The sequence below is a fragment of the Legionella gresilensis genome, from assembly GCF_900639865.1.
In the GTDB taxonomy this organism is placed as follows: domain Bacteria; phylum Pseudomonadota; class Gammaproteobacteria; order Legionellales; family Legionellaceae; genus Legionella_C; species Legionella_C gresilensis.
In genome coordinates this window covers 71447-94703 of sequence record NZ_CAAAHX010000007.1, presented here as the reverse complement: position 1 = coordinate 94703, position 23257 = coordinate 71447, and the positions used below count along the sequence as shown (strand labels likewise).

Sequence of the window (23257 nt, the reverse complement as noted above, 5' to 3'; positions counted from 1 at the left end):
TAATTGATATCCTAAAATTAATAAAAATATCATTGTCGGACCAAGGACCATTTTAAACTTGAGGACCCTCAATAAAATTTAAGATAAAATCCGTCCTTTCAGAAATACCTAATAGAGGGATATTCATTAATTGATATCCTAATTCTGCATACACCTTTCTTAGGTTATTTTCAAATACTACGACTTCTTCAAAAGTAAGCCGCCGCTCAGCATCATTTATATAAATACTCTCCCAGGCTGGTGCAAAAAACACCGTTGGATTGTATTGATAACTACAACTAGCCTTTAACTCTGAACCTAGAGGCAAATTAAAGCATTTACTATAGACCATCAAATCAGGAAGTCCCCTATCAAAAAATACTAGATCGTATTTTGAGGCACTTTCATAATCAACCAGCATCTTTGATAGCATTAATTCTTTAAATAAAAAGGGATTTTTATCATAAACACCCTCACCATCAATTGACCTTTGTTGGGCCAAAATTCTTCTCGCTGGCTCTTCAATAATTGGAAAGCCTCGTTTTGATAATTCAGCTAATATGGAAGTTTTGCCGCTACCTGGCGGGCCAGTTAATATATAAAATTGATTCATTATTTCCTCTATAAAATACCCTACATTTGCCTCGCATTGACAGCTTCAAATAATTAATGCCACTATTTTCTTTAGTTAAAAGCTATAGGCCGCTATTAATATAAGGACGTAATATGCATAACTATAACAAGCTGCGAAGCTCAATATTATTATTCACTTGTATTGGGATCACTCATGCTACACCACCTATATCCATAAAAGACGACTCCCCCAAAGAGCAATATCTCCAGACTATTGATTACGTTGCTAAAATGGCACAAGATATCTATTGTTATTGGGATATAAAAAAGGAGCAGCATGGTGTTGATTGGCAAGTGATTGTTAATGATGCCAAAAATAAAGTAAATGACAACACAACCTTCGATCAATTTCAACGAATCCTTACAAGTGTCGCATCTAGTTTACACGATGGTCATGTCAACTATATTCCTGCTTCACTGCAAGAGATATTTTATACACCCATCAGAGTAAAAAAACTACCTGATGGCTATTATATTTCTCAAGTAGAGCAAGATAAAATGTGGCCTTACTCCATCGATATTGAGCCTGGCGATGAGGTTTTAGCCGTCCATGATCAACCAATTGAAGCCTATATCACAGAAAAGGGTAAAATGATGTCAGCTTCAACCATGTATGCACTTAAATCACGCACTGCTTCAGCTATTCATGCTATGGATAAATTTCAGCATGCGCCAAAAGATAATCTTAAATTAACTATCAAAAAATACACTACTCAACAAGTCAAAATAGTTGAATTGCCTTGGATTAATTACCAAAATCCCAGTTCGGATGAACAATCATTATCTGATATCGTTCAAACTAAAATTCTCCCGGGTAATATTGGTGTGTTAACGCTAACCAGCATGCATTATAAGTCAGGAAATGAGGCGCATATAGCATTCATAAAGCAAGCCATGAATACTTTAAAAAACACCAAATCGCTTATCATCGATGTGCGTAATAATGGCGGAGGTTATGGTGAGATTGGTGATAGTGTAGTTGCCCATTTTATTAATAAAAAAGTCAGAAGATATCAAGCCCAATTAAAAAATTCCTATCAAGCCATGTATGCTCGCCCAGAATTGATTGAGCTCTTTCAGCAAACTGATCCGTCTATTTCTGAATTTTCTGAGTGGGTCGATTACGACATCCAACCTTTGTCCGCAGAAAAACCTGCTTATGATAAACCAGTTTATATTTTAACTAACGAACGCTGCTTTTCAGCCTGTGACACTTTCGTTGATAGTTTTTCATCCAATCACCTAGGCAAAGTGTTAGGAGCTCGAACAGGTGGCGGCACAGGATATCCCTTATGGTTTAAATTACCATGGCAATTCGGTAATTTTCGCTTCTCAATTCTTAGAGGCTTTTCCAACCATGATCGCTATTTAGAAGGTATAGGAACTATACCTGATGTAGAAATTTATAATACTCCACGTGACTTATATCATAAGTTAGATGGCGAGCTGATTGGTGCTTATAATCTCGTAATGAATGAACTAAACCATACCAACCAAGTTCAATATGCCAAAAAGAAAATAGATTTAAAAACCAATTTTGCAATGAGGCAAAATGAAATTGTGCCTTTTTATATTGAAGAAGCTTACTGGCAAAAAGTTCAAAGGTGAATTGAATTATGAACTATAATTAACCATAACATATATAGATATCCTAGCCTTGATGCAGCGCAGCGTAATCAAGGCATTTATTAGGATAAATTGTACGTTAATCATCATGAATAAAGTTTTTTACCATATGTATAGAGCTTGATTGATTAATAATTAATTTTGAATTTATAATGCTGCGAAAAATAAAAATAATAATTAAGTAAGTATGAAACAAATCAACAATCTTTCGAAAAGAATTACTAACTATTCAGAAAAAATACAAGCCACAATTAATCGAGTATTAGCTAATGGTTGGCTAATATTGGGTCCAGAGGTTAAGCAATTTGAACAAGATTTTGCAGCCTTTCTTGGATGTGAATATTGTATTAGTGTTGCCAATGGTACTGATGCTTTAGAATTAGCACTTAAAGCAATGGGTATAAATCGCATGGATTATGTTGCTACCGTAGCTAATGCTGGAATGTATGCTACTAATGCTATATTAGCAATTGGCGCAGAACCTATTTTTATGGATATTAATAGTGATACTTATGTAGTAAGTTTTGATGAAGTTGTACGAGTAATTGATGCAGGTGTAAAAGCAATCATTGTAACCCACCTATATGGTCTATTAATTCCAGAAATTGAAAAAATTGTTGATTATTGTAGGAAAAAAGGCGTATTAGTATTAGAAGACTGTGCTCAAGTCGCTGGCGCACATCATAATAATAAACGGGCAGGCTCGTTTGGCGATGCTGCAAGCTTTAGTTTTTATCCAACTAAAAATTTAGCAGCGTTAGGAGATGGGGGTGCAGTGGTAACTAATAACTCTATAATAGCCGACAAGTTGAAATCCTTACGCCAATATGGTTGGTCAGCAAAATATCAAGTAGAATTGGGCGGCGGTCGTAATAGTCGTCTTGATGAAATACAAGCAGCCATTTTATCGATGTTTCTACCTGAACTTGATCATACTAACGCGCGCAGACGTGAAATTGCAGCACTTTATAACGATGGAATTACTCACCCGGATGTTATTGTTCCTTCGCACGCAGGTTCAGAATATGTAGCGCATCTTTATGTAATTCGTACTAATAGACGTGATGATTTACGTAAGCATCTTCATCAAGCAAATATTGCCACAGATATTCACTACCCAATTCCAGATTATCGTCAACAAGTTTTTGGTAATAATTTTTCAGCTATTTTTCTTGAAAATACGGAGCTTGTAACTAGGGAAATACTTACTTTGCCGTGCTATCCTGAGCTAAGTAATGATGAAGTTAATTTTATTATAAACGCTATAAATAGTTGGTAGAAATGAAATACTCTGTAATAGTTCCTGTTTATAAAAATGAAGCATCTATACCCCGTTTACTACAAGCATTAGCTGAAATGAATACACAGTTAAACGGGAATTTAGAAGTGGTGTTTGTTGTAGACGGTAGTCCGGATAAATCATATGCTCTATTACGTGAAGCTATTGACGACCTCCCTTACACAAGCCAACTTTTACTTCATTCGCGTAATTTTGGTTCCTTTCCAGCTATACGTAGCGGCCTAAAAGCTGCCCGAGGAAAATATTATGGTGTTATGGCGGCAGATCTGCAAGAACCTATAGACTTACTAATTAATTTCTTTAAAGCATTAGATTCTAATGAATGTGATGTAGCCATTGGTACTCGTCTTAGACGCAATGATCCGTTAATATCGCGGATTACCTCTGGCCTCTTCTGGCGAATTTATAAACGCTTAGTTGTACGTGATATGCCTGAAGGCGGTGTTGATGTATTTGGTTGTAATCAGTTGTTTCGAGATCACCTATTAGAACTGGATGAATCGCGTTCTTCTTTAATCGCGCTTATCTTTTGGCTTGGATTTAGACGAAAATTAGTGAGCTATGAACGTCAGGTTCGTCAAGAAGGAAAATCAGCCTGGACACTTAATAAAAAAATAGAATACATGATGGATAGTATTTTTGCTTTTACTGATTTTCCTATGCGATTGTTAATGAAAATTGGTGCTTTAGGTACTATTGTATCAGTTACTTTAGGTTCAATTGTGCTATTTGCTCGACTTTTTCATGTAATTAACGTACCTGGTTATGCAGCTACTGTATTAATTATTCTAACAATGGGCGCTTTTAATCTCTTAGGATTAGGCCTGGTTGGAACTTATGCTTGGCGAGCTTATGAAAATAGTAAACGTAGGCCGTTAGCTATTGTGTCGTTACAATATGAAAATAAATTAAGGACTAATAATGGTTGAATCCACTTATATTCACCCTACTGCGGATGTTCAATCAAAAACAATTGGTGAAGCTACTCGTATCTGGCAATTTGTTGTCATTCTTTCTGGTGCTAAAATCGGAAAACATGTAAACATCTGTGCTAATTGTTTGATAGAAAATGATGTTGTGATTGGTAATAACGTTACTATAAAATCAGGCGTCTATCTTTGGGATGGCATACAATTAGATGATGATGTTTTTATTGGCCCTAATGTAACATTTACCAATGACAAATTTCCAAGATCAAAAATATATCCAGAAAAATTTCTTCCAACCAAGGTAGAACGAGGCGCTTCTATTGGGGGAGGCGCTACTATATTGCCTGGCTTAACCATTGGCATGGGCGCAATGGTTGGAGCTGGCGCGGTGGTTACCAAATCTATTCCTCCCTATGCTATTGTTACCGGATCACCTGCAAGAATTATAGGTTATGTAGACAGCGATACATTAAGTGATAATTATACGCAGAACAAACCTAGTGATTTACCTTCACCTGGTTTTCCGAAGCAATTGAATGTTGGTAAGGTCAAATTATATCAACTCAAGCTGGTTCGAGATATGCGCGGCGATCTTACTGTAGGCGAGTTTCTTAAAGTTATTCCCTTTATTCCTAAACGATACTTTGTAGTATTTAATGTTCCAAGCGAAAAAACGCGAGGTGAACATGCTCATTATAATTGCCATCAATTCTTAGTTTGTATTAAAGGAAGTTGTTCTGTAGTAGTAGATGATGGTAAAGCGCGTAGTGAGGTTACACTAGAGTCGCCTGATATAGGATTATATTTACCCCCTCTTACCTGGGGAATTCAATATAAATATTCTAGCGACTCTGTATTATTAGTATTTACTTCCGATTATTATGACGCAGATGATTATATTCGTAACTATAAAGATTTTATTAATATAGTTAGTAAAAAGGAAGAGCAGTGTATCGAACTGGTCTAAAGCAAAAATTAGGACATGGGTTACGTTTTTTATCAGGTGGTTTTCTAAATACAGTTTTAACTTACGCTATTTACTTTTTTTTAAAATTATTTATTAACTATCAATGGGCTTATTTATTTGCTTATATAGTAGGCGTTCTTTTTTCCTATAGTTTTAATGCAAAAATAGTCTTTAGGGTGCAATATTCTTGGAAAATTTTTAGCTTCTATCCACTGATCTATCTTTTTCAATACACAATATCATCATTATTATTATATATTTTAGTTGAATTAGAACAGTTAAATGATACTGTGGCGCCTGTCATTGTTATTGCTGTTATGGTCCCATTCTCATATATCATGAATAAAATAGTTTTACTGCATAAAATCTCATAGATAATTATTTATATTAACTCAATTTTTGCTTCTCTTTTAAATAAAGAGGCATAGATAGACGAAACGTCTGTTACAAGCTAAGCCTCTTTATTATCTTTAGCAATAATAAGTTTTAGATATGGGATAACTTAGTCACCTTAATAAGATTAATTTTATCAGTTTTTTTAGTAAGACGCTGATAAATTGTTCGACCTAATTTAATAGCAGGCTTTTCAATAAATTTAACAAAAAAAGCACAAATCAAAATTAATAAAATTAAAGTATAGGGCATTTTCGCAAACAAACCGTCACCAGACCATTGTTTAATTCTATCAAATAGCCAATTATGGAATAAATAAACAGAGTAAGTTAATTCTGAAGTAAATAAAATAATGGCGTTAGTTGTTAATCGCTCTCTAAATTTCCATGTTATTACAAAAAGTAAAAAGGCTAATAATGCAAAATGGGTATGGAGCCAGTTTGGTTGGTAAACTCTAGTTAAGTACCAATACTGCATAAAAACAAGACATACGAAGGCTCCTAAAGCGCTTAAATTTATACATTGATTCTCATATAAATAGATAAAGACACCTAAAAAAAGAAAAGGGCCATACATATTTAAGTAGGCCATATTCCATGTGCCCTCTCCTGGAATAGGCGGAATAAAATTGAGCAGAAGTGTAAGAAAAACTAAAATAACTGGTAATGCTATATTCTTGTTATTGATAATATTTAGTGAGCGCATTAAACACATACAGAAATAAAATATAATTTCCACACGTAAAGTCCACTCTACACCACCAAGAACATTAGGCGCATGATAAAGATCACCAATTAATAAAAGTTGAGGAATCAAAATTCGATAATTGGGGGAGTTATGATTGATAAGCAAATTAAGAAAAACCTCCAATAGCACTGCTGTTATAAAAAGAGGGTAGATTCTAAAAATTCGTTTAACAAGAAATTCAAAGGGTAGCTCCGTTTTTAATACATAAGTAATAACATAACCAGAGACTAAGAAAAAGACCACAACCCCAGCACCACCGCCAAAACAAAATGGTAAAACTAAATTAACTAAAAATTTAAGCGAATCATGAACTTTATGACAATTAGTAAGATGGAATAAGAAAGGGAAAAATTTATGTCCAATTAAAACACTAATAAAAGCAAAAATCCTTAAATAATCAAGAAATATCATCCGTTTTTTAATTTGCTGCATAGTATGTTAGTTAAATATTTAAGAGAAAAGCACTATAGTTTTTTATAAATAGAATTGCAATATTCATCACTAAGAAACTTAAATTTAATAAATTGTATTTTTGAAAAAAGAAGATCAAATTTACAAATTCTTAGGGACCAATTGCTACCAGCATATTAATTTTAAAAAGATTTCCCTTCATTATAACTAGCATTTGGATTATAAGATGATAAGTTTTGCTCTATTTATTACAGGATGCAACCCATTTAAGTGACTAAGTCGATTCCAACTCCTTCGCGCAGTCAATATCATTTAAAGGAAAACTAATTTATTAAAATAAACATTTAATTTATAATGTATCCCTTTTTAATAGCGCAAAAAAGCAATCAATGTAAATTAATTGATGAAATGGATAGGCTCAAATGAATAAATTAACCCAATTTTTTGAAACGGATTCAATATTTACTGGATTACTCTTAATTTCGTTGGTTTTATCAGTTGGATATATAATTGGTTTTACTGGCTTATTCTTCTGTCTCTCAATTTATCTAATTTTATATGCATTTTCTTATTATTATGTTCTGAAAAATCAGATTTTAAAACGAAATGAAATAAATATAATTTTTTTAATAATTACATTAATTAATGCCTTTGTATATTCTATTATTATTAAAGAAAAATACATATATTATTGGGACTTTCGAGCCTACTGGAATATTACAGAAGATACCTCGAATCTGATTTTTAGTAACTTAAGCTCAACTCTGAAGCAATGGTATCATAGTATCCAATACGATGTTTATAATATAACGCCTTCAATATTTCTGTCCTTACCCGTCAAGTTGTTAGGAGCAAGTTATTTAAGTTATGTGTTATCCATCTTAAATATTTTTATTATTCCTTGTTTTTTTGTATTAGCTATTTTGATTCAAACTATTATTAGAGAAACAACTGAAAAAAACATAAAACTATATAATATTTTCTTTGTATTAGCACTGTTCCCTCCGATGTTTAATCCATTATTGTATGGATATTTAGATTCCGTAGGATTGTTCTTTATTTCTCTAATTCTATTTATTATTTATCATGATGAGCTTATTAAATTTAACCTAATAAGAAATATCGCTTTAAGTTGTTTATTGTTGTTTTTAATCTTTTCAAGGCGTTGGTATGGTTTCTGGTTTGAAACATTTTTTATAGCTTTGACAGTAACTAATTTTATTAAATTTTTTATTGAAAAAAATTATACCTGGGTACATTTAAAAAATTATTTAATAAATATATCTTTTATTGGCTCATTTTGTTTTTTAATTTTGCTATGTTTTTTTTATCCATTTTTGGCTAGATCGGTATTTAATGATTATAATTTTACTCATTCAGCCTATAAGCTTGGCGGCTTACTGTTTAATTTAGTAGGTTCATTTAATTATTTTGGCATAGGGCTCTTTTTATTAGCTCTTGTAGGAGTGATATTTGGTTGTATCTATTATAAAAGTAGATATTTGACGATTTTTACATTAATTCAACTGAGCTTAATCTGGATTCTATTTAATCGAATGGAATCGTTGGGATGGCATCATCAATATTTGTTTTGTAGTCAAATTCTAATATTTTTAGCATTGGGAATTTTTATTCCCTACATTAAATTACAAAAAAATTTATATAAATTTTTATATTTATTAGTTGTAATTAGCTTATTAACTTTTAATTTTATTAGTAACTATTTTCATCAACTTAATAGTAAATTTTTATCTACACATTACCAAACATCTCGTGTTCGTAATGATATCGAAACTATAAAACAAATAGACTATAAGCTTAATAATTTAGTAAAAGAAAATGAAAAAATATACGTCTTAGCTAGCTCATTTATAATGAGCGATGAAATCTTTAAAAATGCTTTTGCGCCAGAGTCAAGAAATCCAGTTCCTGCCATGTTAAATACCTATCATGTTGATGAAATAAGTGGTTTTCCATATCGATTTTTTGAGGCGGATATTGTTGTTGTAGGTGACCCAGTACAATATCACTTAGACCCTAAGCATCAGCGTATGATAGGTATTTTAGCTAAAGATATATTAAGTGGAAAAAATATTGGTGCCCATTATCAATTAATTAATGATAAATACGAATTGGATAATCATGTTAGAGTGAAAATTTATCGTAAACTAAGCAATCTAACTCAAGCAGATTTTGATTATCTATTAAATAAAATCAAGCGTTTTTATCCTGATCACGAAGAATTATGGCTAAATAAAGCCCATTCTTTAAATGGATAATTTATTATAGGTTTGCTCCCCTAAATTTAGAATAAAGTTTAGATTTAATCCTCGTACTTCTAGATAGTTTTAAATTAATTAAATCAGGTGCCATCCAAAAAATTTGGAGGGCACCTTTTTAGCTGTTATTGAACTTTTATATTTTCTTTCATTGCTAAATTTAAAACAAAATTCTGATTATCAAATTAAAAATTAGTAGATCTTATTTTATAATTTAAGGGTATAAATTTTTATACCCTATGAGGTATAATATTGACATTATACCCTTTAAGGTATAAGATTTTTAATATCCCCCATAAGGTATAACTTAATTATGAGGTGCACATGCTTATACATTCTCCTCGTGAATTAGCTATCTTTATAAAAAATCAACGCAAGAAACTTAAATTAAGTCAACAGGAAGTAGCTAATTTAGTTGGTTTAAAGCAGAAAACTATTTCTGCCATAGAAAATGATTCAGAAAATATAAAATTAAGTACCTTATTTCGAATTTTATCAGCGCTTGAAGTAGATATTAAATTCATTGCAAAAAAAGATCTCACTGAAATTACAAACCAATGGAAAGAGGAATGGTAAAGAAATTTCAACGCCTTCATGTTTTAATGAATGGGCTTTTAGTGGGAGAACTTGAAAAAACATCTCACGGTACTTTAGCGTTTTCCTACCATAAAGATTGGTTAGCACAACCAGGCGCACGGCCCATTTCATTATCTTTACCCCTTGTTGAGCAAACCTATAAGGGGGATCTTGTTTATAATTTTTTTGATAATCTTCTCCCAGATAACCAGCAGATACGTGCTCGTATTCAAGCTCGCTTTCAAATACCCACTAACCAACCTTTCGATTTATTATCATGTATTGGGAGAGACTGCGTAGGAGCTATCCAATTAATTGCAGGTCCTATCCCAGAGTTTGAAAAAAAAATTAAATATAAACGCCTTACTGAACACAAAATTGCAGCACTTCTACGTAACTATCAGTTAAATCCTCTAGGTATGAGTCGTGAAGATGATGATTTTCGTATCTCTATCGCTGGCGCTCAAGAAAAAATGGCATTTTTATATCATAAAGGTTATTGGTGTGAGCCCCTGCAAGAGACACCCACGACTCATATTTTTAAGTTGCCTATTGGTTTTATTGCACATCAACAAATGGACTTAAGCGATAGCTGCGAAAATGAATGGTTATGTTCTCTCCTTGCTAAAGCGTATGGTATACCCGCGGCAGATTGTGAAATTCTTTATTTTGAAAATATAAAAGTTTTGTCAGTCAAACGCTTTGACCGACGTCTATCAAGTGATAAAAACTGGTTAATGCGCTTACCGCAAGAAGATCTGTGTCAAGCACTAGGTGTTTCATATAACTTAAAATATCAATCCGATGGCGGTCCCGGTATTAAAGATATTATGCAATTATTGTTAGGATCTAAAAATACAATTGAAGACCGAGATATGTTCTATAGGAGTCAAATCTTTTTTTGGTTAATTGCTGGTATCGACGGGCATGCTAAAAATTTCAGTTTATTTATTGAGCCTGAAGGAAAATACCACTTAACACCCTTGTATGACATCCTATCAGCTTATCCCCTTATTAAGAAAAAACAACTACAGAGTCAAAAAATCAAAATGGCTATGGCTTTAAAAAGTAAAAATAGTCATTATCATTGGTGTACTATGCAACACAGACATTTTCTAGAAACCGCAAAATGGGTGAATTATTCTGTTGCAAGAGCTGAAGATATACTTGATGAGATGTTATCTAAAACAGAAAGGCTTATTGAGACTGTTGCAAACAATCTACCTACAACATTTCCAAAAAATATTTCAGAACCCATTTTTGAAGGATTAAAAAAAGCTAAACAAAAATTAGGTGGTTAATTTTTTAATTTTCTAAATAGATTCTTTTATTTATGCATAGAGAAATATAAATTCAGCAAGTAAAGAAAATAAAACATAAAATTAATGAACCATGAATACGCTGCGCTGTGTCGAGGCTACCCTCTCTCATTAAAATATTGTAAACATGTGTAATAGTGATTTCACCTAATTTGATATAAAAGAGTTGATTTTTACTAATAAATTCATAAACTAGCAAGAAGCAGCCGCTAAAATTTTTGCAATTTTATTCTTACTGTTTAAATGGATTTATTTTGAAGAATTTATTTTTTTTGATTTTTTTCTTTCCTTCCTTTCTCTATGCTAATCAGTTTAACTTTTTTATTGCTGGCGGAATTACTGCTGCAAAACTAAGCACCAATGATTTAGTAGAAATAAATAGTGACGTAATTAATAAATACCAAACAAAGAATAAATACCAGTCGCATGGTTTTTGGGGTGGTGGCTTTAATCAAACATTTACAAACTCTTCTCATGATACCGCGCTATCTTTGGGCATTGCCAGTTATTCATTAGCGCTAGGCAAAATATGGGGTATTGAGTACCCATTTTTTAATGAAGGCCTATTTGATACCTTAAATTATCATTTTCATGTAAAAAATAAACTTCTACTAATTGAGTCCCGTTTAGCCTACACTGCTTTAGTCAATTGGCAACCTTTTGCGGTAGTTGGCATTGGTAAGTCTTGGAATCATTTCTATCATTATCGCGAATACCCTACCAATCCTGCCTTAAGTGCAGCAACTTCCACACCTTTTACTAATAAAACTCAACAAGATTTTTCCTACGAATTAGGATTAGGATTAACTTATAGTTTATTTAATGATAAATCTCATCACATTAATTATTTTACTTCACTAAGTTATCGCTATTTTAATTTAGGTAAAGGTAAGCTAGCTCAACAATTATCCAGCTCTTCTTTGCAAATTAAGAATCTTTCTACGCAAAGCATTGCTGTCGAACTAAATGTTTCTTTCACTGAAAGCTAGATTTTAAGGTAAATTGCATGAAAAAATGGATTAACGTTTTTCTCACGATATTAATTTCGCTTTTTAGTAGCGTATATGCAGCTTCCATTCTAGAAATTGTTCCAACAAGTAGTTACCCCATTGCTCTTTCCGGAAACAGTATAACTTCCTTAAGCTATATCGTTAAGAATAATACAACGAAAACACTAAATTCGTTTTCTATCGATCCTAATTATGGCAACATAAACACTGGTTTATTTTTATCATTTAGTAATAATCAATGTAAACAGCTCAGACCTCAGGCAAGTTGTAAATTTACTATAAATATACAAAGTACAAATCAAGCCTTATTTGTAAACTTAACGCCTCGTGTTTGTGCCCTTAACAAAGCTGTATGCTCAATACCGGTATCAAATAATCGTGTAACTCTTATTGTGAATCCAAATCTACCAAAACCTACTTTTTCTTTGCCTTACGCTGGTACCTTCTACCCTATTTATAATTCCGGCCCCGGCCAATGGATTGAACCTAATCTAGGTATGCCTTTTAACCGTATCAATACTATTTTTATTGCTTTTGCCCATGTTTACCCTTTTGCTAATGGCGCATTATTAACCTATGAAGCTGGTCAAAATGAGCAGGCTCAACGAATCAACCGTTTATCGCAAATTGCTCGCACAGCTAATCCGGCAATAAAATTATTAATTTCTTTAGGATGGGGCAAGAATGATTGGACTTTTATCAATCAAGATTATATTAACCAAGCCAATATTTTTATCCCAAGTGTCATTCAGTTCATTCGTACACATCAGTTAGATGGACTAGATATTGATGATGAGGAGATTGGTGGAACCACCGGTGTTATTACTCAGATAAATTTTGATAGCGTCATCACCAATTTAAGAAATGCATTAAATTTTGCATCGTTGCAAGATGGCAAACCCTATTATTTAACTATTACACCTGCAGGTAATAATCCTCAGCGGGGCGGACTTAATTACACACAAGTTAATGCCAAAAATGCCTTCAATTTTGATCTTATTAATATTCAGACTTATTTCAATGGCAGTGAAACCTTTGGGCAAGACTTTTTAAAAAGCCTAATTAGAATTGGGTACCCTACTCCAAAAATCGCTAATGGAATTGATACTGAAAATTGCCATCCAGATATACCGCCCTACTTAAATTTAGCGGGCTTATTTAACTGGAATATGTCCGCCGATAGTGCTTGTAACTTCAAATACACTATTGAGATTGCTAATTTGTTAGGTTATTACGGTTAATAACTATAGTGATTAATTGAAATCGATTTGTTAAGAAAAAACAACTGCTAAGTCACAAATCAAAATGGCTGTGGTTATAAGAGTAAAATAATCCTTACCAAGGATAATAGAAACTTTGATTAAGTTATACCTTATTAAGGTTAAGAACCCTATACTATCCTAAAGATTAAATAACTTACTCTCTTTTTTTATTTGTTTGCTACACTAATTTTGTATATATAATTTTAAAGGGAATTAATTTATGCAAAGTGATATAAAAAATCCTACAGTCTTAATATCTGGCTTTGCACGTTCATTTTTATCAGAGAAACCAATTGCTGATGCAACAATAACCGTCCTCGAAGATGAAACTTTAAAATTTAAAACTGACTCTAAGGGACTATTTGGACCTTTTGAATGGCCTGTTGGACAACCACTTACTTTAGTATTTGAAAAGCCAGGGACTTTTTGGTCAGGATATAAAACTACACAGACGGCAACCTTAATTGTTCCACCGGAAGGAATTAACAATACTAATTTTTTAAAAAATATTTCATTTCAAGTACCCTCAAATATTGCTTATAAGTTTTTTTCTTTAGCTATGGGAATTAAGGAAGATCCCAACGCGTGCCAGATTGCGGCAACTATTACGCCTCCTAATAAAACGTTAGATGACCTTCCACAAGGTATTGAAGGTGTTAAAGTCACTTTATCTCCAGCTATAAATGCAAAACCCTTTTATTTTGGTATTCTACCGATTACCCAAAAAACAAACCCATTTTCCAGGAAGTTAAAAGCGACATCACTCGATGGTGGTATCGCATTTCCTAATATTCCGCCAGGAGATTATATATTAGAAGCCCAAAAAGATGGCATAACGTTTTCTAAGGTAAATATAAAAGCACGTAATGGCGTTCTGGTGAATGCAAGTCCTCCTTTTGGCCCTACTATGTTGCAATAACGTAACAACGTAGCCTTGAGTCTTTAAATTAAGCTAGAGTTAAATTTGAAGAAAAAATAGAAGAACTAGCAGCTGCAACATTGTTACTTCAACATTTAGCCAATTAATCACTCAAATAATTGAAAATAGCAAGCCTAAGTTGGGTTAATTCGATACTTAACTTAGTAATAATTTTGGTTTCGAAGAATAAAAACCTTGATTATACTTATGCTGCATTAAGACTGTTCTAACTAGGGACATTTTCAAACACGCCGAAAGATAAAAACTTTCAAATTAGTTAAAATTTGCTCTATAAGATCATTTAATATAGAATTCGGCCAAATTTATTCAACAATGAAATTTATTTCCTAGGCTGCATAGTTATTATCAAAAGTTATAGATTTAGTTCAATTGACTGTCGATCAACATTTTAAAAATAGAGAGTATAAAAATGGCCTTAGCATTTTTTATTAGCAGTATTGGTGATAGTGATTTAGCCAAAAAAACTATTGAGTACTTACAGAATACAGGTTTCAGTGATGATTTGTATGTCATACCGTTAACGTTAGTAGCCCAAGATCGCATCAAAGATTTATCATTTGAAGATAAATTACATCTAGCTATCCTTGATACAATCACAGGAAAGCCTAGTATTACCTATAATCGCTTAAGCCAAGATGAACTTATAAGAGTTAAAGAGTTTGTTACAGCTAGAAATATTACTAATTGCTATTTAGGTGTTCCCTCTGCTGTTGATGACGAAAGTGCCTACCAGCTAGTTAAAAATATTTCACCTTTTATTCCCTGCACCATTGCTTATGAATATATGTTTAAACCCAAAAACCATCCATTTTGGGAAAAATATATTAATACCTTAGCAACACTACCAAATTGTCAGTTTGCAACACCTTTAAAAGCAGCAAGTGCTGACATTTTAGCTATTAATGCGAGTGCAAACGTTGCTGAGATTGGCCATTTAAGTATTGATCGCGCTTTAACAGCAATTCCACCAATTGATAATCAAGCTACAAGACAAAAGTTACTTTTAAGTGAGACAGATGAACTGATCTTTCTTTCCGGTACTTCACAACCTATTGATGTTGATACGGCATTTATTGAAGCATTATTAAGCGAATTACAACGTGGTGAACATCCACATATGCAGGTTCGTTTTGGTATTCATCCAGGCCAAAAAGATCTTATAAATTATTGTAAGAGACTATTTTCTTTATGTGATAAATTTAACGAGGTGGAGAAACAATTTAAAATTATTCTCCCAGAAGCTATCAAACAGATTTTGCTTAAAGATAACAAAGAGCAAGTTTCTGAATTACCCATTCAAAGTAAGCCCTATATACTTGAAGCAGAGGTTAAAGGTCCTGATGCTTGTGCAGCTGCTCTTAAAGTTGGCCAAGCTGTTGCAGGAGCATTAATTAATGAGGAAGCGGTAAAAGGGAAGAAACCTTATTGCCATGATCAAAATGTAAAACCTTACTTACCAAATCATTTATTTGCTAATAATATGCAACTATTTTTTAGTGAGAAAAATATTCCACCTGTCACGAAGCAAGATTTGGATTTATTGGATGAGTCTGCCCCGCAATTAATGGCGAAATTATTATTACGTACCTAAGTTAAGTTATAGGCATTTAACTTATATAACTAAATTAACTTGTTAGCTATATAATTTTAGTTTTAAAAACTTATTATTATATAGCTAAATAACAGTAAATATAGCAATCCATCGACCTTTATGTTCATTTAATGTAAAATGGCACGCCAAAATTATGATCACAATGTCGAGAAAATGATGCCTCAAACTAGTTATCCTGAGAAAAAATATACCATTACTGGCGGTGGAATTGCAGGTTATGTGATTGCTCTCTTAATTCATTTAGATGCTCAAAAAAAGGGAGAACGAGTTCGCATTACTATTAATGATCAATTGAGCAATCTAGAAGATACGCCAGCTGCAAATCTTTTCTTTAGCCTTACCCATGTAGAAATAAAAGCAGTGTTACCGCCACCAAACGAGCTTCTTGAGGCATTTAATAAATCTTTTGATCAAGGCGGTATTCGTGTTGAGGTAGATGGGGTAAATGATTCTCAAGTCACACAAGAATTTTTGGAAGCTGTTGCAAAACTTGAGAAAGAGCCCGTAAAAAAAGCACTAGAGCGTGAAGACACTTTATCTGAGATGGGTAAAATGAGCATGGGTATGTGGGATATGCTTGCAAACTTTAATCCAAAACTCAAAACTATTTTTGCAAATGCAAGTTATCACCCTTGCCGTAATCCGCAAGATGTAAGCAATTTATTTAATCAAGGATATAGGGCTGATGTCATGTTTGACATGGAACCAGGCGTTGCTCACAAAACCGTTGAAGAAATGTGTAATACCTTTAAGCAGGATGGCTATACTTACACTAAACCTTTATCTCCTGACGAGTTAGAAGCTTACGTTCCCGGATTTATTGATTTTTGTAAGGAAAACTCTGAATTAAATACCCAAGGACAACGTGTCTGGAAAAATTCTGCTGCTGCTATTCTTCGACCCGGCGGTTCTATTAATGCTGCAAAATTTTTACGCGGATTAAAAGACTATCTAAACGAAGAAATGGGTACTTATATTAATTCACAAGGCAAGGAGCAACCTTGTTTCCAAGCCCATTATGACCGGAATGTCACTGCTTTACTTCGCGATGAAGAAAAAGCGATAAATGGATTAGTATGGCAAAATCAACAAAAACAACAACGCGTTCGTCCTGATAATGAAAGACATCAATATTCAAAAGTTTCTCATTTCTTTTGCCCGGGCGGAAATGTTGCAACCTTACCTGCATTAGGGTTACCGGTTCCCGCATCAATTGGGTTTGCTGGCGCCTCTTTTCTTTTTGGAATTCAAGATCTTCCTGATGAACTGTTGCAAAAATACAATAATATTGATTTTGGTGGAGAAATGCACTCCACAGGTGTAGTGCTTGCTGTGCAGGCTCGAGCCGATGGCAAATCAATGTCTATTGGTGCTGCAGGCACTAAAAGCTTGTATGGGGATATTATGCCTGATCCAGAAGGCGTATTTGCACGAAATCGTAATCTATTACAATTAAATGCTATTAATAAGGTTTTTCCCGATTTACTCAGCTATGTACTGAAAAAAAATACTAAAGGGCAAACTTTAACATTTGATGATTTAGATAGCTTAAAAACCAGCCAACATGTAAAAACTCGCGCTCTTGTCCGAGCTGTCGCCTATGATGGATTCACAGCTCAAGGCCAAGTTGCTCCTAACGCTTATATTATGACAGATGGCGGTTCAGGAACTGCATCATGCGCCCCTGCCATGGCTGCAACAATCTTATCACGTATAGGAATATTACCTTTGCCTGTTGATAAAGATAAGAATGATAAAATAATGGAGCTTGCTAATCCACTGCGTACCCTCTAAGAATTAGGCCACGAGACCTAATTGGATCAGGTTTCGTGGCCTGCAAATATAACAATCCCTTATGCAGAAATTTGATAAATAAAATTATTTGCCAATAAGTTTAAAAACAACAGGTTAAATATAGTATGACTCAGGTATGTTTCGAGGTAACAATTGTAGGCGCTGGGATGTTTGGTTCAGCTGCTGCAAAATACTTAAGTGCCGAACAAACCAATATCGCTTTAATAGGCCCAGAAGAACCTATCGATAAGTTGGCTGCGTCCTCTCAAAGAGTATTTGGGGCACACTATGATCAGGCAAGGATAACGCGAAGGCTAGGTTGGGACGAAGTCTGGGCTGCAACAGATTCGAAATCCTTAAACCGCTACCGTGATATTGAAAAGGCTTCGGGTATACCATTTTTTTATGAGTGTGGTTCTCTTATTTTAATGGCCAAATCAATAAGTAGCCGCACTGAAGTAATGTTAGATCAATGTAAAGCAAATGACATTCCCATTGAAAGAATGACGACTGAGTCTATGGAGCATCACTGGCCTTATCTCAAAATACCGCAAATACTTGGCGGCGTAGAAGGTCTGTATGAAGATCAAATGGCTGGTTATTTAAATCCCAGAAAATTAGTCAAAGCCCAGCTTTCTCTTTTTCAGCGTAATGGTGGAAATCTTATCAGAGGTACAGTAACTCATGTGAAAAAAAATAAGCCATCTAATTTATGGCAATTAGATGTCACCTTAAATGGTAAAATACAAACCGTTTATACAAAAAAAATACTCATCGCAGCTGGTGCATTTATAAATCATAATGAAATTTTACCACCAGGTTATAAACTCGAATTACATTCATTTACAGAACCAAATCTTCTATTTGAAGTTGGGCTTGAAGAAGTCGAGAGCCTTAAAAAAATGCCTACTATTATTACCGTTGATCCTGAGGATACCGGTAATAAAAATATGTCAATTTATTTACTTCCCCCAGTAAAATATCCAGATGATAAATACTATATCCGTATTGGACCAGGTATGCAGCCAATAGTTGAACACTTAGACTCACTTGAGCAGATGAGAAAGTGGTATATCCAACAACAGATTACGACCCAACAACGAGATTTTTTATTGCAGATGCAACAAATACTGTTACCTAACATCAAACCTAAATCAATTAAAGAAGCTTGTTGTGTTATTGAAAAAACGCCAATCCATTATCCATACATTGGTCAAATTAATGAAGACAGTAGTTTAAATGTAGTTGTTGGTGGTAATGGCCATGGCGCACGCGGTTCAGATGAGATTGGCCGGTTAGCTGCAGGAATTGTAATGGGTCATGAATGGGATTTCCCTATTGAGCAAAGTCGTTTCAAACCAATTTTAATAACTGATAATCAGCTTAATAAAATTAAATTAGCGTGTAAACCACCATTCGGGCTTTGTTAATCAAATGTATTCTGTCCAATATTTTGAATTTTGTTATTTATATTTATGATTAAAAGCTAACTTGTCTTTAAAAAATCTATTTCCCAAACTTGTAAAATTAGTTGATTTAAAAATTTTTCAATTTCATTTAGAAATAACACATCAAGTGGATGATTACACTTTTCAGACAAAAGTTTATTATCCTGATGTAGATTTATTTCAATTAAGTGAACGCTATAATGAGGTATTAATTAAAAAAATATATGCCCATATTGCGCTTTCGGAAACATTTAAATATTGTTCTTTATTTCCAGCTAAAATAGACTTTAGTTTTATCTCAGGACATCTTTCTCAAGCATCATTAGATTTTTTCTTACAAACTTTTCAACATGCTTATGCTCAATGTAAATATGAAAATGGAATTGGTAACGAATATAAGCCAATTTTTGTTCATGGCGAGTTATTGTCTGGTAATAGCGCCACCCTTTCTATTCAAAATTCTCAACATCGACAATCTTTAAACAGCTCCAATACAATTTTAGTGGGAAATGGCGGGGGTAAAGATAGCTTTCTAGCAATGAAGCTGCTTGAGCAATCTCAGCTTAAATACTCTGTCTATCAATGGACTAGACCAGAATATGGCCGATCGCAGTATCAACATGAGCTGTGCGCTAAATTATTGCAACACACATCACCATTTGGTTGCCATAAAGTATCTGTTTATGATGACTTTACAGAAAGTCCATTTATGCAATTGTATTATCCTCATTTAAAAGGTTCATTTACTCTAGGTATTCCTGAGTGTCTTTTTGAAGCACTGCCTGTCATGTTGTTCCATCACCAATCTGCTTTATGTTTTGCTAATGAAAAAAGTTCTGATACCGGAAATCTATACTGGGAAGGTATACAGGGAGTGGTTAACCACCAGTGGGTAAAAAGTTTAGAAGCCGAGCTATTTTTCCAAGAGTTTATTACTCAATTTCTTATCAGCGATTTTAAATTTTTTAGTATTTTAAAACCTATCTACGATTATAGAATTTTTAGTCATCTTGCAAATTACCCTCAATTCATTAAAAATTCTCATTCATGCAATATAGATAAACCTTGGTGTAAAAAATGTCCTAAATGCGCGTATGTTTGGTTAGGCTATCTTGCTCATTTTGACAAATCCTTAGTAGATGCAATATTTGGAACCAATCCCTTTGATGATGAAGATCTTTTCATTCATTATAAAAATATGACTGGGATAGAGGGACATCGCTCTTTTGAATGCATAGGCAACATTGAAGAATGTCAATTATTTATGAAAAAGTGTGTTGAAAAGGGGTTGCAAGGAAAGATGCTCGAGATTTTTAAAAGGGAAGTCATGACTGATGATAAAAATTGGGATTTAATTGAAGAGCAGTTTAATCAAGTTCATAAGAACCATAATATTCCTGAGCAATTTTTCAAAAATATTAAAGAATTTATTTGAGTTTAATGTCCTGTTATTTATTCGAAAAAGCAGACATAGCCTTGATACAGCGCAGCGTAATCAAGGCCACTAAAATTTATCAATTGATACTAGAAAAGTGTTTCTTATCTTCATGATTAATATCTTTACTTTCTTCCCTTTTTTTCTGGTGAAAACCTTTCTCGATTAATATTCGATAAGGTTGTTGCGAAACGCTGTGGTTTAGATCTAGCTTAAATTGCTGAGCTATTGCTTCTGCTGCTAAACGAAAGGCTTCTTCCCAATTTTGCGAATAAAACACCTGACCGCCAGCTAATTCAATTGCTCCTTGAGTCATGCCATTTTGATACATTCCTTCTGAATGAACTAAAATGCCGTCTGGATCACGTTGTAAACCAGATGAAGGTAATTGATTAGATAATCCATTGCTTTCAATTTGAAGATGATATATTTGGTTAAAGAAATCGTTTACTTTTTGCGGGTATTCTCTTTTATCAGTCGTCCAACCATTAATCGGTTTATTTTGCGCTTTCATGTAACCAATCTCAACAGCAGTACCGGGATCCATTTCAGTTGATCGTCTAAACGAGTCAAAGCAAAAGATTGCACCATCTAATTGGTCCATTAATTCAAAATCTGCTTTAACAATTTCTAATGTTAAAGCTTTGCCAGTTTGCTTGTTTTTTATGCTAATTTGGCCATCAAAGGGAGAAACACCTTCCAACTCATAGTTTTGACAAATCTCTTTCATTTTGGCGAAAAATTCTTGCGCGTTGGGCGCGAATACCATTGGGCCAGCTAAATAAATTTTAGGCATAAATTTTTTCCATTTTAAAGTAATAAACTAGATATTATAAGAAGCTAAGCTTTTGATTAATAGTTATTTATTATATTGGTTAGCCATATCAAAAATCAAAAACTATATATTCGATAAAAAATAGTGTACAAAAAAGTGCTAAACTTGAAAGACAAGTTTTGAACAGTTGTGTTTAGATGACTATTGAACGCATCAAAAATAATCTATTAATGAATAATAGCAATTTTAATAATCATGTCTGTGTTTATCGTTTTACAGATGAGAAGGTAGGATTATGTGGCTATTTAGCTATTCACACGCAAACGCCGCAAATGGCTGTTGGCGCCACACGGGTAAGAAATTATAAAACCGAACCCGAAGCTTTGAATGATGTCTTACAACTCTCGCAAAACATGTCATATAAACTTAAAGCCTGCGGTTATCAGCAATACGGCTCAGCAAAAGCCTGTATTATTGAGAATCACTTATCTGCTGAAAGGGAAAAGTGGCTTAAGGGATATGCTAAAATACTCAATGAACTTAAAGGGCAATTTGTAACGGGTACTGATGTGGGCTTAACTTGTACGGATATAAAATTCATTAGTCAAATGACGCCTTATGTTATCGGCTATCATGCTGATCCTTCTTTTTATACGGCAGAAGGAATTTTGATTGCTATTAAGAGTGCCGCTCATTTTATATTTTCTAATCCGGAGTTGGCGGGAAAAAAGTTTGCCATTCAAGGGCTAGGTAAAGTTGGTGGCCATTTATTAGAGCGAATTTATCAAGAAGGCGGCAAAATTTTTGTTACCGATGTTGATAATAGCAAAGTGAATGATTATAAAAAAAAGTTTCCAAACATCAACATTGTTGAACCAGACGTTATTCATCAACTTGAAGTAGATTTTTTATGCCCTTGCGCTTATGGCAATGTTATTCATCACAATAATATTAGAGAGTTGAAATGTAAAGTAATTTGTGGTGGCGCAAATAAGCAGCTTGCTGACCACAAGGTAGGAGAACAGTTGCATGAGATGGGAATTTTATATGTACCGGACTATATCTCTAATAGCGGCGGGCTGATATTAGTTCTTAACGAATTAGGTAATAAAATAATTAATACGGTAAAAATCAAAGAAAAATTCACTAACTTAGAAAATATTGTTAATAATTTGATTCGCTTGTCCTTAACATTGAGTATTCCAACTGAGCAGGCTGCTTTAAGGGTCATCTAATGAGTACTAATCTATTACTTATAGTAGCAACAGTTTTATTAACCGCTTCTTTTTTGCCACTTCTTGTTAAAATTATTAAAAATAAAAACTCGCAAGGTGTGTCACCGGTAATGATGTTGATGGGTTCAACTCAATCGTTGTTGTTTATCATTTATGACATTTACTTTGAACGCTATATTATGGTTTTTCCTTTTTTAACTATAGGTCTATTATTTTTTATCTCGTTTATTGTTATAAAGCGATATGCAAAACAAGGGGAACAATGAGTGAATTTATTATTACATTAAGTTACTTAGGTTTCATATTAGGCGCATTACGATGTTTACCGCAGACTTGGCTAACTATCAAATCAAAAAATGTAAATAATATATCCGTCATTTATTTTATTTGTCACTTTTTTGCAGGCTGGTGCGGCTTGCTCTATGAAATGCAAGTTACAGCCTACAGTATTGCACACTTATTATTTTTTATCATGATTATTATCACCAATGCCGTGCAAATCATGTATGTTGTGGTCTATAGGTATATGCAATCGCCTTAAATACCCATTCAGATTTAAAATAAGTGCTTTAGAATAAGAACCTTAA

Annotated in this window: 21 protein-coding genes; 18 read left to right on the top strand and 3 right to left on the bottom strand. The window is 33.4% G+C overall.

What is annotated here, in order from left to right:
* Positions 1-52: 52 nt before the first annotated feature.
* Positions 53-592 carry an AAA family ATPase gene (locus tag E1P04_RS10390; protein ID WP_131782842.1) on the bottom strand — a complete coding sequence of 180 codons (540 nt, stop codon included), beginning with the start codon at positions 590-592 and terminating at the stop codon, positions 53-55.
* 113 nt (positions 593-705) lie between these two features.
* On the opposite strand from E1P04_RS10390, the gene E1P04_RS10385 reads away from it, so the two are divergent.
* The 5 genes from E1P04_RS10385 to E1P04_RS10365 all read left to right on the top strand — a co-directional run bounded on the left by E1P04_RS10385 (position 706) and on the right by E1P04_RS10365 (position 5808).
* Complete coding sequence (locus E1P04_RS10385; protein WP_131782841.1) at positions 706-2220, top strand: S41 family peptidase; 1515 nt, start codon at positions 706-708, stop codon at positions 2218-2220.
* A 205-nt stretch (positions 2221-2425) separates the two neighbouring features.
* Positions 2426-3517 (top strand): DegT/DnrJ/EryC1/StrS family aminotransferase, encoded by a 1092-nt coding sequence (locus tag E1P04_RS10380; protein WP_131782840.1) that lies wholly within the window; start codon positions 2426-2428, stop codon positions 3515-3517.
* A gap of 2 nt (positions 3518-3519) precedes the next feature.
* On the top strand, positions 3520-4467 hold the full coding sequence (locus E1P04_RS10375; protein ID WP_131782839.1) for a glycosyltransferase family 2 protein: 948 nt from the start codon (positions 3520-3522) through the stop codon (positions 4465-4467).
* Complete coding sequence (locus E1P04_RS18240; protein WP_131782838.1) at positions 4460-5434, top strand: WxcM-like domain-containing protein; 975 nt, start codon at positions 4460-4462, stop codon at positions 5432-5434. The genes E1P04_RS10375 and E1P04_RS18240 overlap by 8 nt, the downstream gene beginning before the upstream one ends.
* A complete protein-coding gene (locus E1P04_RS10365) occupies positions 5416-5808 on the top strand; it encodes a GtrA family protein (protein WP_131782837.1) in 393 nt (130 codons plus the stop codon). The genes E1P04_RS18240 and E1P04_RS10365 overlap by 19 nt, the downstream gene beginning before the upstream one ends.
* A 112-nt stretch (positions 5809-5920) precedes the next feature.
* On the opposite strand, the gene E1P04_RS10360 is transcribed toward E1P04_RS10365, so the two are convergent.
* Positions 5921-7006, bottom strand: coding sequence for an acyltransferase family protein (locus tag E1P04_RS10360; protein ID WP_131782836.1), 1086 nt, complete (start codon positions 7004-7006; stop codon positions 5921-5923).
* Between the two features lie 401 nt (positions 7007-7407).
* Between E1P04_RS10360 and E1P04_RS10355 the strand changes: the two genes are divergently transcribed.
* The 10 genes from E1P04_RS10355 to E1P04_RS10310 all read left to right on the top strand — a co-directional run bounded on the left by E1P04_RS10355 (position 7408) and on the right by E1P04_RS10310 (position 20660).
* Complete coding sequence (locus tag E1P04_RS10355) at positions 7408-9264, top strand: hypothetical protein (RefSeq protein WP_131782835.1); 1857 nt, start codon at positions 7408-7410, stop codon at positions 9262-9264.
* A 324-nt stretch (positions 9265-9588) separates the two neighbouring features.
* Positions 9589-9840, top strand: a complete 252-nt coding sequence (locus E1P04_RS10350; protein WP_131782834.1) for a helix-turn-helix domain-containing protein — start codon at positions 9589-9591, stop codon at positions 9838-9840.
* Positions 9834-11141 (top strand): type II toxin-antitoxin system HipA family toxin, encoded by a 1308-nt coding sequence (locus tag E1P04_RS10345; protein ID WP_131782833.1) that lies wholly within the window; start codon positions 9834-9836, stop codon positions 11139-11141. The genes E1P04_RS10350 and E1P04_RS10345 overlap by 7 nt, the downstream gene beginning before the upstream one ends.
* A 272-nt stretch (positions 11142-11413) precedes the next feature.
* Complete coding sequence (locus E1P04_RS10340; protein ID WP_131782832.1) at positions 11414-12148, top strand: hypothetical protein; 735 nt, start codon at positions 11414-11416, stop codon at positions 12146-12148.
* 17 nt (positions 12149-12165) lie between these two features.
* Complete coding sequence (locus tag E1P04_RS10335; RefSeq protein ID WP_131782831.1) at positions 12166-13410, top strand: glycoside hydrolase family 18 protein; 1245 nt, start codon at positions 12166-12168, stop codon at positions 13408-13410.
* A 241-nt stretch (positions 13411-13651) separates the two neighbouring features.
* A complete protein-coding gene (locus E1P04_RS10330; protein WP_242604434.1) occupies positions 13652-14350 on the top strand; it encodes a carboxypeptidase regulatory-like domain-containing protein in 699 nt (232 codons plus the stop codon).
* 430 nt (positions 14351-14780) lie between these two features.
* The gene (locus tag E1P04_RS10325) at positions 14781-15962 is read left to right on the top strand and encodes a hypothetical protein (RefSeq protein WP_131782830.1); all 1182 of its coding nucleotides are present in this window, start codon (positions 14781-14783) and stop codon (positions 15960-15962) included.
* 174 nt (positions 15963-16136) lie between these two features.
* The gene (locus tag E1P04_RS10320) at positions 16137-17777 is read left to right on the top strand and encodes a hypothetical protein (protein WP_165482745.1); all 1641 of its coding nucleotides are present in this window, start codon (positions 16137-16139) and stop codon (positions 17775-17777) included.
* Between the two features lie 125 nt (positions 17778-17902).
* Positions 17903-19207 carry an NAD(P)/FAD-dependent oxidoreductase gene (locus E1P04_RS10315; protein ID WP_131782828.1) on the top strand — a complete coding sequence of 435 codons (1305 nt, stop codon included), beginning with the start codon at positions 17903-17905 and terminating at the stop codon, positions 19205-19207.
* A gap of 61 nt (positions 19208-19268) precedes the next feature.
* Complete coding sequence (locus E1P04_RS10310; RefSeq protein WP_131782827.1) at positions 19269-20660, top strand: MurL C-terminal domain-containing protein; 1392 nt, start codon at positions 19269-19271, stop codon at positions 20658-20660.
* Positions 20661-20739: 79 nt separating this feature from the next.
* Here the strand turns inward: E1P04_RS10310 and E1P04_RS10305 are convergent, their stop codons facing one another.
* Positions 20740-21456 (bottom strand): nucleoside 2-deoxyribosyltransferase, encoded by a 717-nt coding sequence (locus tag E1P04_RS10305; protein ID WP_131782826.1) that lies wholly within the window; start codon positions 21454-21456, stop codon positions 20740-20742.
* A 176-nt stretch (positions 21457-21632) separates the two neighbouring features.
* On the opposite strand from E1P04_RS10305, the gene E1P04_RS10300 reads away from it, so the two are divergent.
* Genes E1P04_RS10300 through E1P04_RS10290 form a run of 3 tightly spaced genes read left to right on the top strand, consistent with a single transcriptional unit; the run spans position 21633 to position 23211 of the window.
* A complete protein-coding gene (locus E1P04_RS10300) occupies positions 21633-22670 on the top strand; it encodes a Glu/Leu/Phe/Val dehydrogenase family protein (protein ID WP_131782825.1) in 1038 nt (345 codons plus the stop codon).
* Complete coding sequence (locus tag E1P04_RS10295) at positions 22670-22936, top strand: SemiSWEET family transporter (RefSeq protein ID WP_131782824.1); 267 nt, start codon at positions 22670-22672, stop codon at positions 22934-22936. The genes E1P04_RS10300 and E1P04_RS10295 overlap by 1 nt, the downstream gene beginning before the upstream one ends.
* Positions 22933-23211, top strand: a complete 279-nt coding sequence (locus E1P04_RS10290) for a PQ-loop domain-containing transporter (protein WP_131782823.1) — start codon at positions 22933-22935, stop codon at positions 23209-23211. The genes E1P04_RS10295 and E1P04_RS10290 overlap by 4 nt, the downstream gene beginning before the upstream one ends.
* The last annotated feature ends 46 nt before the right edge of the window (positions 23212-23257 follow it).

What these genes read in the sequence shown, in the direction of transcription:
- E1P04_RS10390 (WP_131782842.1), bottom strand. Translation starts at nt 592, where the DNA reads ATGAATCAATTTTATATATTAACTGGCCCGCCAGGTAGCGGCAAAACT.
- E1P04_RS10385 (WP_131782841.1), top strand. Translation starts at nt 706, where the DNA reads ATGCATAACTATAACAAGCTGCGAAGCTCAATATTATTATTCACTTGT.
- E1P04_RS10380 (WP_131782840.1), top strand. Translation starts at nt 2,426, where the DNA reads ATGAAACAAATCAACAATCTTTCGAAAAGAATTACTAACTATTCAGAA.
- E1P04_RS10375 (WP_131782839.1), top strand. Translation starts at nt 3,520, where the DNA reads ATGAAATACTCTGTAATAGTTCCTGTTTATAAAAATGAAGCATCTATA.
- E1P04_RS18240 (WP_131782838.1), top strand. Translation starts at nt 4,460, where the DNA reads ATGGTTGAATCCACTTATATTCACCCTACTGCGGATGTTCAATCAAAA.
- E1P04_RS10360 (WP_131782836.1), bottom strand. Translation starts at nt 7,006, where the DNA reads ATGCAGCAAATTAAAAAACGGATGATATTTCTTGATTATTTAAGGATT.
- E1P04_RS10355 (WP_131782835.1), top strand. Translation starts at nt 7,408, where the DNA reads ATGAATAAATTAACCCAATTTTTTGAAACGGATTCAATATTTACTGGA.
- E1P04_RS10350 (WP_131782834.1), top strand. Translation starts at nt 9,589, where the DNA reads ATGCTTATACATTCTCCTCGTGAATTAGCTATCTTTATAAAAAATCAA.
- E1P04_RS10345 (WP_131782833.1), top strand. Translation starts at nt 9,834, where the DNA reads ATGGTAAAGAAATTTCAACGCCTTCATGTTTTAATGAATGGGCTTTTA.
- E1P04_RS10335 (WP_131782831.1), top strand. Translation starts at nt 12,166, where the DNA reads ATGAAAAAATGGATTAACGTTTTTCTCACGATATTAATTTCGCTTTTT.
- E1P04_RS10330 (WP_242604434.1), top strand. Translation starts at nt 13,652, where the DNA reads ATGCAAAGTGATATAAAAAATCCTACAGTCTTAATATCTGGCTTTGCA.
- E1P04_RS10325 (WP_131782830.1), top strand. Translation starts at nt 14,781, where the DNA reads ATGGCCTTAGCATTTTTTATTAGCAGTATTGGTGATAGTGATTTAGCC.
- E1P04_RS10320 (WP_165482745.1), top strand. Translation starts at nt 16,137, where the DNA reads ATGATGCCTCAAACTAGTTATCCTGAGAAAAAATATACCATTACTGGC.
- E1P04_RS10315 (WP_131782828.1), top strand. Translation starts at nt 17,903, where the DNA reads ATGACTCAGGTATGTTTCGAGGTAACAATTGTAGGCGCTGGGATGTTT.
- E1P04_RS10305 (WP_131782826.1), bottom strand. Translation starts at nt 21,456, where the DNA reads ATGCCTAAAATTTATTTAGCTGGCCCAATGGTATTCGCGCCCAACGCG.
- E1P04_RS10300 (WP_131782825.1), top strand. Translation starts at nt 21,633, where the DNA reads ATGACTATTGAACGCATCAAAAATAATCTATTAATGAATAATAGCAAT.
- E1P04_RS10295 (WP_131782824.1), top strand. Translation starts at nt 22,670, where the DNA reads ATGAGTACTAATCTATTACTTATAGTAGCAACAGTTTTATTAACCGCT.
- E1P04_RS10290 (WP_131782823.1), top strand. Translation starts at nt 22,933, where the DNA reads ATGAGTGAATTTATTATTACATTAAGTTACTTAGGTTTCATATTAGGC.